The 14,206-nt window shown below is 61.6% G+C and carries 13 protein-coding genes; 9 read left to right on the top strand and 4 right to left on the bottom strand.

The window, feature by feature from the left end; translation table 11 throughout:
• Nucleotides 1-368: 368 nt before the first annotated feature.
• Both ACRAWE_RS08990 and ACRAWE_RS08995 read left to right on the top strand, forming a co-directional pair.
• Complete coding sequence (locus tag ACRAWE_RS08990; protein WP_049212644.1) at nt 369-917, top strand: metal-dependent hydrolase; 549 nt, start codon at nt 369-371, stop codon at nt 915-917.
• A 181-nt stretch (nt 918-1,098) separates the two neighbouring features.
• A complete protein-coding gene (locus ACRAWE_RS08995) occupies nt 1,099-2,490 on the top strand; it encodes an L-cystine transporter (protein ID WP_019454895.1) in 1,392 nt (463 codons plus the stop codon).
• Nucleotides 2,491-2,553: 63 nt separating this feature from the next.
• On the opposite strand, the gene phnX is transcribed toward ACRAWE_RS08995, so the two are convergent.
• Both phnX and phnW read right to left on the bottom strand, forming a co-directional pair.
• On the bottom strand, nt 2,554-3,363 hold the full coding sequence (gene phnX, locus ACRAWE_RS09000) for a phosphonoacetaldehyde hydrolase (RefSeq protein ID WP_019454894.1): 810 nt from the start codon (nt 3,361-3,363) through the stop codon (nt 2,554-2,556).
• A gap of 9 nt (nt 3,364-3,372) precedes the next feature.
• Nucleotides 3,373-4,476: a 2-aminoethylphosphonate--pyruvate transaminase gene (phnW, locus tag ACRAWE_RS09005; RefSeq protein WP_432525257.1), complete on the bottom strand. Its 1,104-nt coding sequence runs from the start codon at nt 4,474-4,476 to the stop codon at nt 3,373-3,375.
• Nucleotides 4,477-4,631: 155 nt separating this feature from the next.
• On the opposite strand from phnW, the gene phnR reads away from it, so the two are divergent.
• The 5 genes from phnR (at nt 4,632) to ACRAWE_RS09030 (ending at nt 9,343) form a co-directional block, all read left to right on the top strand.
• The gene (gene phnR / locus ACRAWE_RS09010; RefSeq protein ID WP_019454892.1) at nt 4,632-5,351 is read left to right on the top strand and encodes a phosphonate utilization transcriptional regulator PhnR; all 720 of its coding nucleotides are present in this window, start codon (nt 4,632-4,634) and stop codon (nt 5,349-5,351) included.
• A 177-nt stretch (nt 5,352-5,528) separates the two neighbouring features.
• Nucleotides 5,529-6,539, top strand: a complete 1,011-nt coding sequence (locus tag ACRAWE_RS09015) for a 2-aminoethylphosphonate ABC transporter substrate-binding protein (RefSeq protein WP_019454891.1) — start codon at nt 5,529-5,531, stop codon at nt 6,537-6,539.
• 8 nt (nt 6,540-6,547) lie between these two features.
• On the top strand, nt 6,548-7,672 hold the full coding sequence (gene phnT, locus ACRAWE_RS09020; RefSeq protein ID WP_432525576.1) for a 2-aminoethylphosphonate ABC transport system ATP-binding subunit PhnT: 1,125 nt from the start codon (nt 6,548-6,550) through the stop codon (nt 7,670-7,672).
• A gap of 1 nt (nt 7,673) precedes the next feature.
• The gene (phnU, locus tag ACRAWE_RS09025) at nt 7,674-8,537 is read left to right on the top strand and encodes a 2-aminoethylphosphonate ABC transporter permease subunit (protein ID WP_025159927.1); all 864 of its coding nucleotides are present in this window, start codon (nt 7,674-7,676) and stop codon (nt 8,535-8,537) included.
• Nucleotides 8,538-8,539: 2 nt separating this feature from the next.
• Nucleotides 8,540-9,343 (top strand): ABC transporter permease, encoded by an 804-nt coding sequence (locus ACRAWE_RS09030; RefSeq protein WP_309531166.1) that lies wholly within the window; start codon nt 8,540-8,542, stop codon nt 9,341-9,343.
• Nucleotides 9,344-9,389: 46 nt separating this feature from the next.
• On the opposite strand, the gene kdgR is transcribed toward ACRAWE_RS09030, so the two are convergent.
• Nucleotides 9,390-10,181 (bottom strand): DNA-binding transcriptional regulator KdgR, encoded by a 792-nt coding sequence (gene kdgR / locus ACRAWE_RS09035; protein ID WP_025159928.1) that lies wholly within the window; start codon nt 10,179-10,181, stop codon nt 9,390-9,392.
• Nucleotides 10,182-10,412: 231 nt separating this feature from the next.
• Here kdgR and ACRAWE_RS09040 point away from each other — a divergent pair, with 231 nt between their 5' ends.
• Nucleotides 10,413-11,807: an MFS transporter gene (locus ACRAWE_RS09040; RefSeq protein ID WP_432525258.1), complete on the top strand. Its 1,395-nt coding sequence runs from the start codon at nt 10,413-10,415 to the stop codon at nt 11,805-11,807.
• A 51-nt stretch (nt 11,808-11,858) separates the two neighbouring features.
• Here the strand turns inward: ACRAWE_RS09040 and htpX are convergent, their stop codons facing one another.
• Nucleotides 11,859-12,743 (bottom strand): protease HtpX, encoded by an 885-nt coding sequence (htpX, locus tag ACRAWE_RS09045; RefSeq protein WP_004931482.1) that lies wholly within the window; start codon nt 12,741-12,743, stop codon nt 11,859-11,861.
• Nucleotides 12,744-13,113: 370 nt separating this feature from the next.
• Here htpX and ACRAWE_RS09050 point away from each other — a divergent pair, with 370 nt between their 5' ends.
• Nucleotides 13,114-14,205 (top strand): ABC transporter substrate-binding protein, encoded by a 1,092-nt coding sequence (locus tag ACRAWE_RS09050; RefSeq protein WP_049239999.1) that lies wholly within the window; start codon nt 13,114-13,116, stop codon nt 14,203-14,205.
• Nucleotide 14,206 lies beyond the last annotated feature (1 nt).

Raw genomic sequence — 14,206 nt, forward strand, 5'->3', positions numbered from 1 at the left:
ATCTCTGCCGAAAATAAACGAAACACCGTTTCATTATTATTGAATTGCCGTGACGTTCTCATTATGCTGGACGGCAGGGAAAGCGACGGTCCGCGCAGCGTTGTCACTGCCACGCAGCGCTGTTCAAGGCCGCCGCTTCCTCCCGCCGCACGCCGAAAAACCGCCCTCGTTGCTTTCCGTTTCATTCGCCCCAGCGCCGCCTTTTTGTTTTCGCCCGCCAAAATCGATGATTTGTTACGCATTGGCGTAACAAGCCGTTGTAAAACCGGGGAAAATAAACAATTGGTTACAGGGTAACTGCTTCCACTACTGGGAATTTTCCCATATACTGGATAAATTAACAGTTTACCAGCAGGAATCGCAACAGCATGACCGCGGAAGGACATCTTATATTCTCTGTCGCTTGCGCGATCTTCGCCAAGAAGGCGGAAGTGACGCCAGAGCTGGCTACCGGCGACTGGTGGCACATCATACCCGCTGCGCTGCTGACTTCGCTGCTGCCGGACATCGATCACCCCAAGTCGGTGCTGGGCCAGCGTCTGCGCTGGCTCGCCATTCCCATCGCCCGCGCCTTCGGCCACCGCGGTTTCACCCACAGCCTGCTGGCGATCGCCGGCGGCATGGCGCTGTTTCAGCTGGACGTGCCGCGCAGCTGGCCGATCCCGGCCGATGCGCTGCACGCTATGATCATCGGTTACTTCAGCCACCTGCTGGCCGATATGCTCACCCCCGCCGGCGTTCCGCTGCTGTGGCCGTGCCGCTGGCGTTTTCGTCTGCCGCTGCTCAACTCGCAAAAAGGCAACCAACTGGAGCGCGTACTGTGTCTGTGCCTGGTGGCCTTCGCCATCTGCTGGCAAGGTGATTTCACCCTCCCGGTGCAATCCTATGTCGAGCAAATCAGAAATATCAGGCTCTGATCACAAAAAATCGTTCAACCCATCACCCATGCGTATATAAAAAGAACAAAAAAGCGCAAAAAGCTATATCAAATTCCATTTGGATATAAGTAGCCCACTCAGCAAACTGTTACGATATTTACATCGCGACATACGTGATGCGTAGTCGTTTTTATAAGAAAGATTATTGGAGACATTGGGGATGAATCTTCCGCTCGTGATTAACGTGCTGGTGTTTGTCGCGCTCCTTTTGCTGCTGGCGCAAACCCGCCACAAGCAATGGAGCCTGGCGAAAAAAGTGCTGGTCGGCCTGGTGGTCGGCGTGGTGTTCGGTCTGGGCCTGCAGCTGGTGTACGGCTCCGACAACCCGGTGCTGAAAGAATCCATCAGCTGGTTCAACATCGTCGGCAACGGCTATGTGCAACTGCTGCAAATGATCGTCATGCCGCTGGTGTTTGCCTCGATCCTGAGCGCGGTCGCCAAACTGCATAACGCCTCTTCTCTGGGTAAGATCAGCGTTCTGACAATCGGCACGCTGCTGTTCACCACGCTGATCTCGGCGCTGGTGGGCGTGCTGGTCACCAACCTGTTCGGCCTGACCGCCGAAGGCCTGGTGCAGGGCGCGCAGGAGAGCGCGCGTCTGACGGCGATCCAGACCAACTACGTGGGCAAACTGGCCGATCTGACCGTGCCGCAGATGGTGCTGTCGTTCATTCCGAAAAACCCGTTCGCCGACCTGACCGGCGCCAGCCCGACTTCGATCATCAGCGTGGTGATTTTCGCCACCTTCCTCGGCGTGGCCTCACTGCAGCTGCTGAAAGACGACAAGCCGAAAGGCGAGCGCGTACTGGTGGCTATCGACACCCTGCAAGCCTGGGTGATGAAGCTGGTGCGTCTGGTCATGAAACTGACGCCATATGGCGTGCTGGCGCTGATGACCAAAGTGGTCGCCGGTTCCAACATTCACGACATCGTCAAACTCGGCAGCTTCGTGGTGGCTTCGTACATCGGCCTGGCCATCATGTTCGTGGTACACGCCGCTCTGCTGGCCTTCACCGGCGTTAACCCGCTGAAGTTCTTCCGCAAGGTGTGGCCGGTGATCACCTTCGCCTTCACCAGCCGCTCCAGCGCCGCCAGCATTCCGCTGAACGTGGAAGCGCAGACCCGTCGTTTGGGCGTGCCGGAATCCATCGCCAGCTTCTCGGCGTCGTTCGGTGCCACCATCGGCCAGAACGGCTGCGCAGGCCTCTACCCGGCGATGCTGGCGGTAATGGTTGCGCCGACCGTCGGCATCAACCCGCTGGATCCGGTATGGATCGCCACCCTGGTCGGCATCGTCACCATCAGCTCCGCCGGTGTGGCGGGCGTGGGCGGCGGCGCCACCTTCGCTGCGCTGATCGTGCTGCCGGCGATGGGCCTGCCGGTGACGCTGGTCGCGCTGCTGATCTCGGTCGAACCGCTGATCGACATGGGCCGCACCGCCCTGAACGTCAACGGCTCCATGGCGGCGGGCACCATCACCAGCCAGCTGATGAAACAAACCGACAAAGCCGTGATGGACAGCGAAGACGAAGTCGAATTGGCGCATCGCTAACGCCGTCTCATAACGAAAAAACCGGGGATTATCCCCGGTTTTTTTATGCCCCGCGTTCGGTCGTTACGGCCGCTCGCCCTTCGCCAACCGCCGGTTGATGTCGGCGATCGCTGCCGGCAATTGCGCCAGCGTGTCTATCACATAGTGCGCGCCCGCCGCGTACAGCTTATCGGCGGCCGCCGCACGGCGGCGCTCTATCTCGCCCGCCGCCATCTGTCGATACTCCGGCCAGGTGGCGCCGAACTCGTTGCCGGACAGCGCCAGCCCGACGCTCCACATCCCGGCATTCAGCCCTTCGGCAATGCCCGGCACCGCGTCATCCACCTTCACGCAATGCGCCACCGCATCGATACCCAACGCGATCGCGTTCTGCAACGCCATCCACGGCCCCGGTCGGCCGCCGGCCGCGAGATCGTCGGTGGCGACCCAGTAATCCGGCGCGTAGCCGCGCTCTGCGGCGGCGGGCACCAGCACTTCCATCACCGCGCGCGGATAACCGGAGCAGGAACCGATTTTAATCCCCTGCTCGCGCAAAGCGGCAATCACCTGCGGCACGCCCTCGATGGGATCGGCGAAGTCGATCACTTTGGCGATTTGCAGCGGCATAAACGCCTGATACAGCGCGTCGATGTCCTGGTGGCTCATCGAGCGCCCCAGCCGCTGCCGCCAGCGCGCGTCGACCGCCGGCAGTTTCCCCAGCGCCTCGATATGCTGCCATTTGCCCAGCCCCATCGGAATACGCGCTTCCGCCAGGCTGATGTCGATATCGAAGGTCTGTTTGAACGCCTCGACGAAAATCTGCGTCGGCGCAAAGGAGCCGAAGTCCACCGTGGTGCCGGCCCAGTCGAGGATTACGGCGTTGATCTGTTTCATGGTCAGTCCTTATTGATTCCAGTACATCGCCTGCCCGACTGCCGCCAGCAAACGTTCGATATCTTGCGGGTAGATCTCCCCGATGTTGCCGATGCGGAAGCAGTCGCTCTGCGACACTTTACCGGGATAAATCACGAAGCCTTGTTGCTTCAGGCGCTGATAAAACTCGGCGAAGCGATAAGTGTCGGCCTTTGGCGAATAGAACGCGGTGATGATCGGCGAATGCAACGCCTCATCGAGCAGGGTTTCAAAGCCCAGTTCGCGCATGCCCGCCACCAGCCGCCGCTGATTGGTCTGATAGCGACGGTGGCGCGCGGCAATGCCGCCCTCCTGCTCCAGCTCTTTCAGCGCCTGCGCGAAGGCCAGCACGGTATGGGTCGGCGACGTAAAGCGCCATTTGCCGGCCTGGTCTTCCATACAGCGCCACTGGGCGTACAGATCGAGCGACAGCGAGCGCGAACGCCCGGCGCATTTTTCCAGTTCGCTGCGGCGGGCGATGACGAAAGCGAAGCCCGGCACGCCCTGAATGCATTTGTTGGCGGAACTGATCAGAAAATCGATGCCCAGCGCGTCCACATCCAACGGGATGCCGCCGAAGCTGCTCATGGCGTCGACGATAAAGGTCTTGCCGTTGCGCGCCGCCAGGCCGGCCACCTTCTGCAGCGGGTTGAGCATGCCGGTGGTGGTTTCACAGTGCACCATGGCGATATGGCTGATGCGCGCATCGCTTTTCAGCACCGCTTCCATCGCCGCCACGTCCGGTTCATTCACCTCGCCGCAGTCAAAGGCGTAGTGGTCGATATCCATCAGCCGCGCCATTTCGATCATCCGCGCCCCGTAGGCGCCGTTGTTGACGATCAGCAGCTTGTCCTGCGGGCCGATGACCGTGCCCAGCACGCCCTCTACCGCAAAGCTGCCGCTGCCCTGCAGCAGCACCGAGGTGTAGCCGGCGGACGGCGTCGCCAGCGCCACCAGCCGTTGGCGGATGCTTTGCACCACGCCGAGGTTGTAATCTTCATCCCAGGTGCAGCTGTCGAACAGCATCGCCTCTTTCACCGTTTTCGAGGTGGTCAACGGGCCGGGGGTCAACAGCAGGTAGTTACGGTCGGACATGTTATTCACCTATTTGGTCTATACCAGATTGCGCTCATTGTGGCGGCAAATTCCTGCCCCGGTCAAACGACAAAGCGCGGTGAAACAAAAAATTCATCTGGCTATGTATAATAAGCGCGTGCCGGAATGTCGGGCCGATGCCATAGCGAGATGAAATGAAAGAACATCAGGGCGATATGCCCCACTACCTGCAGATCAAGGATCAGCTTCAGGCGCGCATCACCCGCGGCGCGCTGCAGGCCGGCGACAAGCTGCCTTCGGAGCGCGAGCTGTGTGCCATCTTCTCCACCACCCGCGTCACCATCCGCGAAAGCCTGGCGCAGCTGGAAGCCACCGGCGCCATCTATCGAGCCGATCGCCGCGGCTGGTTCGTCACGCCGGAGCGACTGTGGCTGGACCCGACGCAAAACACCAACTTCCACCGTCTGTGTCAGGAGCAGGGGCGCACGCCGCGCACCGCGCTGCTGTCCGGCGAAAAAACCACGGTGCCGCTCGACGTCATGCAGCCGCTGGCGCTCGAACCGTTCGATCAGGTGTATCTGCTGCGCCGCGTGCGCTACGCCGACGGCCGCGCCATCTGCTATTGCGAAAATCACTGTCTGCCGCAGCGGGTGCCGGAACTGCTCAGCCACGATCTCAACGGCAGCCTGACCGAGGTCTATCAGCAACATTACTCGTTGATTTACAGCAACATGCACCTGTCGTTCTACCCGACGGCCTTGCCTTACCGCGCCGCCAATGCGCTCGGCGCCATGGTCGGTCTGCCCGCCTTGTTGCTGCGTCGACTGAATTACGATCAGCACGGCCGCATCCTCGATTTCGATATTGAATACTGGCGCCACGACAGTCTGCGCATCGAAGTCGATACGCTCTAACCTCGGCTATCACGGGGCCGGCGTCCGCCGCCCCGCCTTCCTCACCCACGCTCGATCATCCTTTTAAGGCAAATATATTTTGCCGCTTTCATTTGTTTGTCATATTCGCCGATTAGCTTGGCCGCATATCTGGTGTATACCAGTTTCGCATTAACTTGCCACAGTGAGGCTGAAGCTATGAAACTTTCTCGTCTGGTCGTCATGACCGCCATCGCACTCGGTTCCGCGCCGGCCTGGGCCGCCGATGCGGTGGTGACCGTCTACTCCGCCGACGGTTTGCACGACGGCGACCACAGCTGGTATCAAACCCAGTTCGACGCCTTCACCCAGGCGACCGGCATCAAGGTGCAGTATGTTGAAGGCGGCTCGGGCGCCATCGTGGAACGGCTGTCGAAAGAACGCAGCAACCCGCAGGCCGACGTGCTGGTGACGCTGCCGCCGTTCATCCAGCGCGCCGCCGCGGAAAAACTGCTGCAGGACTTTACCCCGCAGGCGGCGGCGCAGATCGCCGATGCGCAGCCGCAGTTCGTGCCGCTGGTGAACAACTACCTCAGTTTCATCTATAACGCCAAACTGCTGCCGCAGGCGCCCGCCAGCTACCAGCAGCTGCTGGACGCGCAGTTCCGCAACAAGCTGCAGTATTCCACGCCGGGACAGGCGGGTGACGGCACTGCGGTGATGCTGCAGGCATTTCACAGCTTCGGTAGCAAAGACGCCGGTTTCGACTATCTCGGCAAGCTGCAAAGCAACAACGTCGGCCCTTCCGCCTCCACCGGCAAGCTGACCGCGCTGGTCAATAAGGGAGAGCTGCTGGTGGCCAACGGCGATCTGCAGATGAATCTGGCGCAGATGCGCAGCAACCCGAACGTCAAGGTGTTCTGGCCGGCCGGGCCGGACGGCAAGCGCAGCACGCTGGTGCTGCCTTACTACGTCGGTCTGGTGCAGGGCGCGCCGCAAAGCGCCAACGGCAAAAAGCTGATCGACTTCCTGCTGAGCAAGGAAGCGCAGAGCAGCGTCAGCGCCATTTCCTACGGCATGCCGGTGCGTAAGGACGTCACTCCGACCGACGATAACTTCAGGCAGTCGCAGGCCGCTTTGCAAGGCGTGGACATCTGGGCGCCGGACTGGAATCAGGTGGTGAGCAGCCTGTCCGCCGACATTTCTCGCTGGCACAAGGTGACCGAATGACTCTGGCCATGCCTTCTCTTCTCTCATCTCGCGCCGAGGCGCGGGATAACAGCCAGGATATCGCCGGGCCGTCGTGCATCCAGCTCGACCGCGTCAGCGTGTCGTATCGCGGCACCGAGGTGCTGAAACCCCTGACGCTCACCATCGCTCCCGGCGAAGTGCTGGCGCTGATCGGCCCCTCCGGCTCGGGTAAGACCACCGTGCTGCGGGCGATTGCCGGCTTCGTGCAGCCCTCCGCCGGACGCATCGCCATCGGCGACGTCGATGTCACCGACGTGCCGCCCTATGAGCGCGGTCTGGGCATGGTGGTGCAGAACTACGCGCTGTTTCCGCATATGCGCGTCGAGGACAATGTGGCGTTCGGCCTGCGCGCGCAGGGCAAGCCGCGCGGCCTTATCGCCGAGCGCGTCGAAGAGGCGTTGGCCATCGTCGGCATGTCGGCCTACGCCAAGCGTTATCCCAGCCAGCTCTCCGGCGGCCAACAGCAGCGGGTGGCGATCGCCCGCGCCATTGCGGTGCGCCCCAAGGTGCTGCTGCTGGATGAGCCGCTGTCGGCGCTGGACGCGCAAATCCGCCACAGCATGGTGGAAGAGATAGCCCGCCTGCACCGCGAGCTGCCGGACCTGACCATTCTGTACGTCACCCACGATCAGGGCGAAGCGCTGACGCTGGCGGACAAGATCGGCATCATGCGCGACGGCCATCTGATCGCCCACGGCGAAACCCGCGCGCTGTACCATCATCCGACGAACCGCTTCACCGCTGAGTTCCTCGGCCGCGCCAACCTGCTGCCGGCTACCGCCCTGGAGACTACCGCGCAGCAAGGTATGACCACCGTCAGCTGCGCCGGCAAAGTGATCGGCTGCTTCACTTATGGCGCACAACGCGGCTTCGACAAGCTGCTGTGCATCCGGCCACAGCACATTGCGCTCGATGCCGATGCCCAGCGCAGCAACTGCATCATCGGCACGCTGCGCGATATTCATTGGCAGGGAGAGTTGACGCACCTGCAGTTCGACGCGGAAGGCCATCCGCTGCGCGTGGTCACCACTCATCGCAGCCAGATGCCGCAGATCGGCGAGCGCGTGCCGCTCTATTTCGCCCCCGACGATGCGGTACTGATCGAGGACTGACATGACCGACTCTACGCTTACTCGCCCGTCCCTGCGGCTGCGTTTGCCGCGCCGCCTGTGGATCCTGTTACCGCTGCTGGTGCTGGCGACGCTGTTTTTCTACCCGCTGGCGCTGATCGTCAAACAGGCGTTTACCGACGACCAGGGGCTGTTCAGCGCCGCCGCGCTGCAACAGGTGTTCGAATCCCGCCGCTTTGTCGGTGCCCTGCTCAACACGCTGCAGATCGCGCTGCTGGCGACGCTGGGCTGCCTGGTGCTCGGCACGCTGCTGTCGCTGCTGCTGGTATTCACGCCGTTCCCCGGCAGCCGGCTGATCGCCCGAGTGATCGATACCTTTATCGCCATGCCGACCTTTCTGATCACGCTGGCCTTCACCTTTATCTACGGCTCCGCTGGCCTGCTGAACGGCACGCTGATGGCGACCTTCGGCTTCACCCTGCCGCCGGTCGACTTTCTTTACTCCATCTGGGGAGTGATCCTGGCGGAAATCACCGTGTTTACGCCGCTGGTGATGCGCCCGCTGATGGCGGCGCTGTCGCAGATCGACCGCAGCCAGCTTGAGGCCGCCAGCATCCTCGGCGCCCGGCCGGGGCGCGTGGTGCGCCAGGTGATTTTACCGGCCGCACTGCCGGCCTTGCTGGCCGGCGGCAGCCTGTGTCTGTTGTTGACCACCAATGAGTTCGGCATCGTGCTGTTTATCGGCGCCAAGGGCGTCACCACGCTGCCGATGATGGTCTACTCCAAAGCGATTCTGGAGGCGGATTACGCCGTCGCCTGCACCATCGCCGTGGTGAATATCGCGCTGTCGCTCGGGCTGTTCTCCCTTTACCGCTATGCCGCGGCACGCGCCGGGCTGAGGAACTGACGATGTTGATTTGGTCTCGCACCGGCCGCACCCTGACCTGCACGCTGACGGTCACGCTGTTCGCCCTGTTCTTCTGCCTGCCGCTGGCGGTGATCCTGATGTCCAGCCTCAGTGAACAGTGGAACGGCGTGCTGCCGAGCGGCTTCACCCTCAACCACTTTCGCCAGGCCTTCAGCGGCGCCTCCTGGGACGCGCTGGTCGCCAGTCTGGCTATCGGCTTCAGCGCCAGCCTGTTCGCGCTGTTGTGCGGCACCTGGGCGGCGCTGGCGCTGCGCCACCATCAGGGGCGCGGCCAGCGGCTGCTGGGCACGCTGTTTTTCATTCCCAGCGCGGTGCCTTCGGTCTCCATCGGTCTGGGGATGCTGGTGGCGTTCAGCCAAGGGCCGCTGCAGATGAACGGCACCTTCCTGATCGTGCCCGCCGCCCACTTCGTGTTGATTTCCGCCTTTACCTTCGGCAACGTGATGGCCGGGCTGACCCGGCTACCTGGCGACTACGAGAACGTCGCTGCCAGCCTGGGCGCGTCGCCGCTGTTCCGCCTGCGCCACGTCACCCTGCCGATGATCGCCCCCTACATGATCTCCGCCTTCGCTCTCAGCCTGTCGCTGTCGATGGGGGAACTGGGCGCGACCATGATGATCTACCCGCCAAGCTGGGCGACGCTACCGGTCACTATCTTCAGCCTGACCGATCGCGGCAGCATCGCCAACGGCGCGACGCTGACCATGATCCTGGTGGCCGCCACGCTATTGCTGATGTTGGTGCTGGAGCGAATTTCGCAGCGGCTGACGCCGGGCGTGAAATAGCAACAAGGCGCTGCCGTCGCAGCGCCTTGTTGTTTATTGCGAAGGGTCAAAACGGGTAGTCGTGATAGCCCTGCTGTTCGGATATGCGCCGGGCGGCGACGTGCAGCAACGCCACATACTCCTCCCGCGCCGCGTCGGAAAAGCGCAGCGTCGGGAAAGAGATGCTCAGCCCGGCGATCGCCACCCCGAACCGGTCGAAAACCGGCACCGCGATGCAGCGGATCCCCGCCTCTTGTTCCTCGGCGTCTTCGCCGTATCCCTGAGCCCGCACCCGATCCAGCACCGGCAACAGTTCGGCGGCGCTGGTCAGGGTATGCTCGGTGCTGCGGGTAAAGTCAATCTGCGACAAAATCTGCGCCACCTCATCCCGCCCGCGCCAGGCCAGCAGCACTTTCCCGATGGCGGTGCTGTGCAGCGGGTTGCGGCGGCCGATACGCGAATACATGCGCAGGTTGTACATCGCGTCGATCTTGTGGATATAGACGATGCCGTCCTCGTCCAGGGCGCCGAGGTGGATGGTTTCGCGGGTACGGTTCGACAGTTCGCGCATCTCTACGTCCGCGCTGCGGATCAGATCGACGTTCTGTAACGATTTGGCGCCCAGCTCGAACAACTTGAGCGTCAGCGCATATTTTTCCGTCTCGCCTTCCTGCGAAACATAGCCCAGCGCTTTCATGGTCTGCAGAAAACGGTAGACGGTGCTTTTAGACATCATCACCCGCTGGGACAGCTCGGTAATGCCGATCTCGCGCTCATCGCCGAGCGCCTGCAAAATGCCGAACACTTTCATCACGGATGAGACGGCATCCGGTTGCTTGTCTGAATCTGCGTTAGCCATGGTGAATACCCTACTTAACGGTTTTGTTTCAGGAAATTTAAACAAGGGTTTCAGTATAATCGGAACAGATCGCGACGCGCAACGCACATAGGCGCTAAGCGATTGAAGCCAAATGGATAACCGCCGGCCCGCTCACCGCTATTTACAATTAAGCGGACAACGGGCATGCAATCGCAGGCGATTATGATTAGCATGATAATACTCCCCTGAATAAACACCGCTGAGACCAACATGCGTTCTTGTTCCGACGGCCTCCCCGTCCCGCAACGCTATGGGGCGATCCTCGCCATCGCCCTCGGCATTACCGTATCGGTGCTCGACGGCGCGATAGCCAACGTGGCGCTGCCCACCATCGCGCGCGATCTCAACGCCAGCCCGGCCAGCTCCATTTGGGTGGTCAACGCCTATCAGCTGGCGATCACCGTGTCTTTGCTGTCGCTGGCGTCGCTCGGCGATCTGGTCGGCTATCGTCGCATCTATCAGGCCGGATTGCTGGTGTTCAGCATCACCTCGCTGTTCTGCGCCCTGTCCGACTCGCTGCTCACCCTGACTATCGCTCGCGTGCTGCAAGGCTTTGGCGCCGCCGCCATCATGAGCGTCAACACGGCGCTGATCCGCATCATCTACCCGCAACGCTTTCTCGGCCGCGGCATGGGCATCAACTCGCTGATCGTCGCCTGCTCCTCGGCGGCCGGGCCGACGGTGGCGGCCGCTATCCTGTCGGTCGCGTCCTGGCAATGGCTGTTCGCCATCAACCTGCCGATCGGCATCGTCGCGCTGCTGCTGGGGATGAAGTTCCTGCCGGCCAACGGCCAGAAAAACGATAACCGCCGTTTCGATCCCACCAGCGCCGTGCTGAATGCGCTGACCTTTGGCCTGCTGATCACCGCCATCAGCGGCTTCGCCCAGGGGCAGAGCCTGACGCTGATCTTCAGCGAGATCGCCGCTTTGCTGGCGATTGGCGCGGTGTTTGTTCGCCGCGAGCTGCGTCAGGAATTTCCTCTGCTGCCGGTCGACCTGCTGCGCATTCCGATCTTCGCCCTGTCGATGGGCACCTCAATCTGCTCGTTCGCCGCACAGATGCTGGCGATGGTGTCGCTGCCGTTCTTCCTGCAAAGCGCATTGGGCCGCGATGAGGTGGCGACCGGGCTGCTGCTGACGCCCTGGCCGCTGGCGATCGTGGTGATGGCACCGATCGCCGGCCGGCTGGTGGAGCGCGTGCACGCCGGCCTGCTGGGCTGTATCGGGCTGGCGGTGTTCGCGCTCGGGCTGTTCTCGCTGGCGCTGCTGCCCGCGGCGCCGTCGAATGTGGACATCATCTGGCGCATGGTGCTGTGTGGCGCCGGTTTCGGCCTGTTCCAGTCGCCCAACAACCACACCATCATTTCCGCCGCGCCGCGCAACCGCAGCGGCGGCGCCAGCGGCATGCTGGGCACCGCTCGCCTGCTGGGACAAACCTCGGGGGCCGCGCTGGTGGCGCTGATGTTCAACCTGTTCCCTGCCTCCGGCACCCACGCTTCGCTGATCCTGGCCGGGGTGTTCGCCACCCTGGCAGCGGCGGTCAGCAGCCTGCGCATCACCCAGTCGACGACGCAGACGGTGCAGCCCAGCCGCGAGATGAAATAGCGGACATAAAAAAACCCCGGCAAGCCGGGGTTTTTCATGATATTCAGCCGATTACTTCAGGTACTGACCTGTACGCAGCGCTTCGATGCGCTTGTCGAGCGGCGGGTGCGACATGAACAGTTCGCTGAACGACTTGGATTTGCCGTTGATGCAAAACGCCATCATGCTGCCCGCTTCCTGCGGTTCGTAGCTGGTTTTCAGGCGCTGCAAGGCAGCGATCATCTTCTCGCGGCCCACCAGTTTGGCGGAGCCGGCGTCGGCGTAGAACTCGCGGTGACGCGAGAACCACATGGTGATGATGCTCGCCAGGATGCCGAACACCAGTTCCAGCACCATCGACACCGCGAAGTAAATCATCGGGTTGCCGTTGCCTTCCCCTTCGCCATCACCGTCGCGGTTGCCCAGGAAGCCGGCGGCGACCTGCGCGATCAGGCGCGAAATGAAGATCACGAAGGTGTTCACGATGCCCTGAATCAGGGTCATGGTCACCATATCGCCGTTGGCGACGTGGCTGATTTCGTGCGCGATGACCGCTTCCGCTTCGTCACGGCTCATGCTCTGCAGCAGGCCGGTGCTGACGGCGACCAGCGAGGCGTCGCGGCGCGCGCCGGTGGCGAAGGCGTTGATGTCCGGCGCATGGTAGATAGCGACCTGCGGCATGGCGATGCCCGCCTGCTGCGACTGACGGCGCACCGTTTCCAGCAGCCAGTTTTCGGTTTCGTTACGCGGCTGTTCAATCACTTCTCCGCCGACGGAGCGCAGCGCCATCCACTTGGACATCAGCAACGACACGAAAGCGCCGCCGAAGCCGAACAGACCGGCCATGATCATCAGGCCCTGAACGCTACTGGATTGGATTCCTGTCAGGCTGAGCACCAGCCCGAAAACCAACATCACCGCCAGGTTGGTGAGCAGGAACAGAGCTATACGCATCATAAAATGTTTACTTCCTCATAAATGTTAACAAAACGCTGTCCAAGATACCCTAGATCGTATGGGCATTCGTCACAGTTTCAAGAGTCGCGCGTCATTAACCTACTAAAAATACGAAACTTTACAAAAACGGCGCGCGACCGGGATTTGGCAAATTGTAAACGATTGTTGCGCAAGGCGGAGGGATTTCTCACAAAAAATTCTTCGCCCGCGCAGGATCGCGGCGGGCGATTTTATCCACACCCTTTCTGGGTCAATATCCGCTGGGTGCGATCCGACGTGCCCGCAGCCGATTCATCGACGACGAAAGTTTGAATCTTACGATTAATTGTTACATTATAACATCACAATTAATCGTAAAGGGATGTCAATCATGTTATCGCGTATCGCCTGGATGCTGGCGACGTGGCTGCTTTTCTGCCACCTCGCACAAGCTGAAATTCACCTCACCGACGTTGAAGGACGTCGCGTCACCCTGACCGCCCCCGCACAGCGCGCCTATATCGGCTTTTACTACGAAGATTTTCTGGCAGTGAACGGCCCGGAGAGCTATCAACAGGTCGTCGCCTTCTCCAAAAGCGACTGGGCCTTGCGCACCAGCCAATGGGCGCGCTATCAGGCCGCGCTGCCGCGGCTCGCTCAATTGGTCGATGTCGGTTCGCTCTATAACCAGAGCTTCGATTTTGAACGCCTGCTGACCACGCGGCCGGACCTGCTGATCCTGGCGAAGTGGCAGCTCGACGGCTTCGCCAACTACCTGCCGGTGCTGCAACGGCTCAACATTCCTTACATCGTCGTCGACTTCAACCAGGGCGTCGAGGTCAAGCTCGCCAGCATTCGGTTGATGGGCCAGGCAATGGGCCACGCCGAGCGAGCGGAACGGCTGGCCGACGAATATCGCCAGAGCCTCGAAGATACCCGGCGGCGCATCCGCCAGGCGCAGCTGCCGCCGCCGATCACCTATATTGAACTGGGAGACAAGGGCCCCGGCGAATACAGCAGCAGCTATGGCGCCTCGATCTGGGGGCCGCTGCTGCAGTTGGCCGGCGCCGACAATATCGCCGCCGGCGTCGTCGGCAGCCCCTCTCCGTTGCGCGCCGACTATGTCCTGACCAAACGGCCCGACGTCATTTTTCTCGCCGGAGGCGACTGGGAAAATATGCCGAACGCCGTGCCGATGGGCTACGGCACACAGGCCGCCCCCATACAGGCGCGCCTGACGCAGTATGCCCGGCGGGCGGGATGGCCGCAGCTGCCGGCGATAAAAAACCAACGGCTTTATGCGCTTTATCATGGCGGCGCGCGCACGATTTACGACTTTATTTTTGTCCAGTATCTGGCGAAAGCCCTCTATCCCACCGCATTTGCCGACGTAGACCCCGCGCGCAACCTGGCCCGGTTCTACCGCCAATATCTGCCGATTGAGGCGGACGGCGTCTTCTTGCAACGCTGGCAAGGAGAGTAGT

Origin of the sequence: Serratia sp. BFP-2025, assembly GCF_050880365.1 — a bacterium.
In the GTDB taxonomy this organism is placed as follows: Bacteria; Pseudomonadota; Gammaproteobacteria; order Enterobacterales; family Enterobacteriaceae; genus Serratia; species Serratia surfactantfaciens.

Bases quoted from the DNA above. Each gene is read 5' to 3' on its own strand.
- ACRAWE_RS08990 (WP_049212644.1), top strand. From the start codon at position 369: ATGACCGCGGAAGGACATCTTATATTCTCTGTCGCTTGCGCGATCTTC.
- ACRAWE_RS08995 (WP_019454895.1), top strand. From the start codon at position 1,099: ATGAATCTTCCGCTCGTGATTAACGTGCTGGTGTTTGTCGCGCTCCTT.
- phnX (WP_019454894.1), bottom strand. From the start codon at position 3,363: ATGAAACAGATCAACGCCGTAATCCTCGACTGGGCCGGCACCACGGTG.
- phnW (WP_432525257.1), bottom strand. From the start codon at position 4,476: ATGTCCGACCGTAACTACCTGCTGTTGACCCCCGGCCCGTTGACCACC.
- phnR (WP_019454892.1), top strand. From the start codon at position 4,632: ATGAAAGAACATCAGGGCGATATGCCCCACTACCTGCAGATCAAGGAT.
- ACRAWE_RS09015 (WP_019454891.1), top strand. From the start codon at position 5,529: ATGAAACTTTCTCGTCTGGTCGTCATGACCGCCATCGCACTCGGTTCC.
- phnT (WP_432525576.1), top strand. From the start codon at position 6,548: ATGCCTTCTCTTCTCTCATCTCGCGCCGAGGCGCGGGATAACAGCCAG.
- phnU (WP_025159927.1), top strand. From the start codon at position 7,674: ATGACCGACTCTACGCTTACTCGCCCGTCCCTGCGGCTGCGTTTGCCG.
- ACRAWE_RS09030 (WP_309531166.1), top strand. From the start codon at position 8,540: ATGTTGATTTGGTCTCGCACCGGCCGCACCCTGACCTGCACGCTGACG.
- kdgR (WP_025159928.1), bottom strand. From the start codon at position 10,181: ATGGCTAACGCAGATTCAGACAAGCAACCGGATGCCGTCTCATCCGTG.
- ACRAWE_RS09040 (WP_432525258.1), top strand. From the start codon at position 10,413: ATGCGTTCTTGTTCCGACGGCCTCCCCGTCCCGCAACGCTATGGGGCG.
- htpX (WP_004931482.1), bottom strand. From the start codon at position 12,743: ATGATGCGTATAGCTCTGTTCCTGCTCACCAACCTGGCGGTGATGTTG.
- ACRAWE_RS09050 (WP_049239999.1), top strand. From the start codon at position 13,114: ATGTTATCGCGTATCGCCTGGATGCTGGCGACGTGGCTGCTTTTCTGC.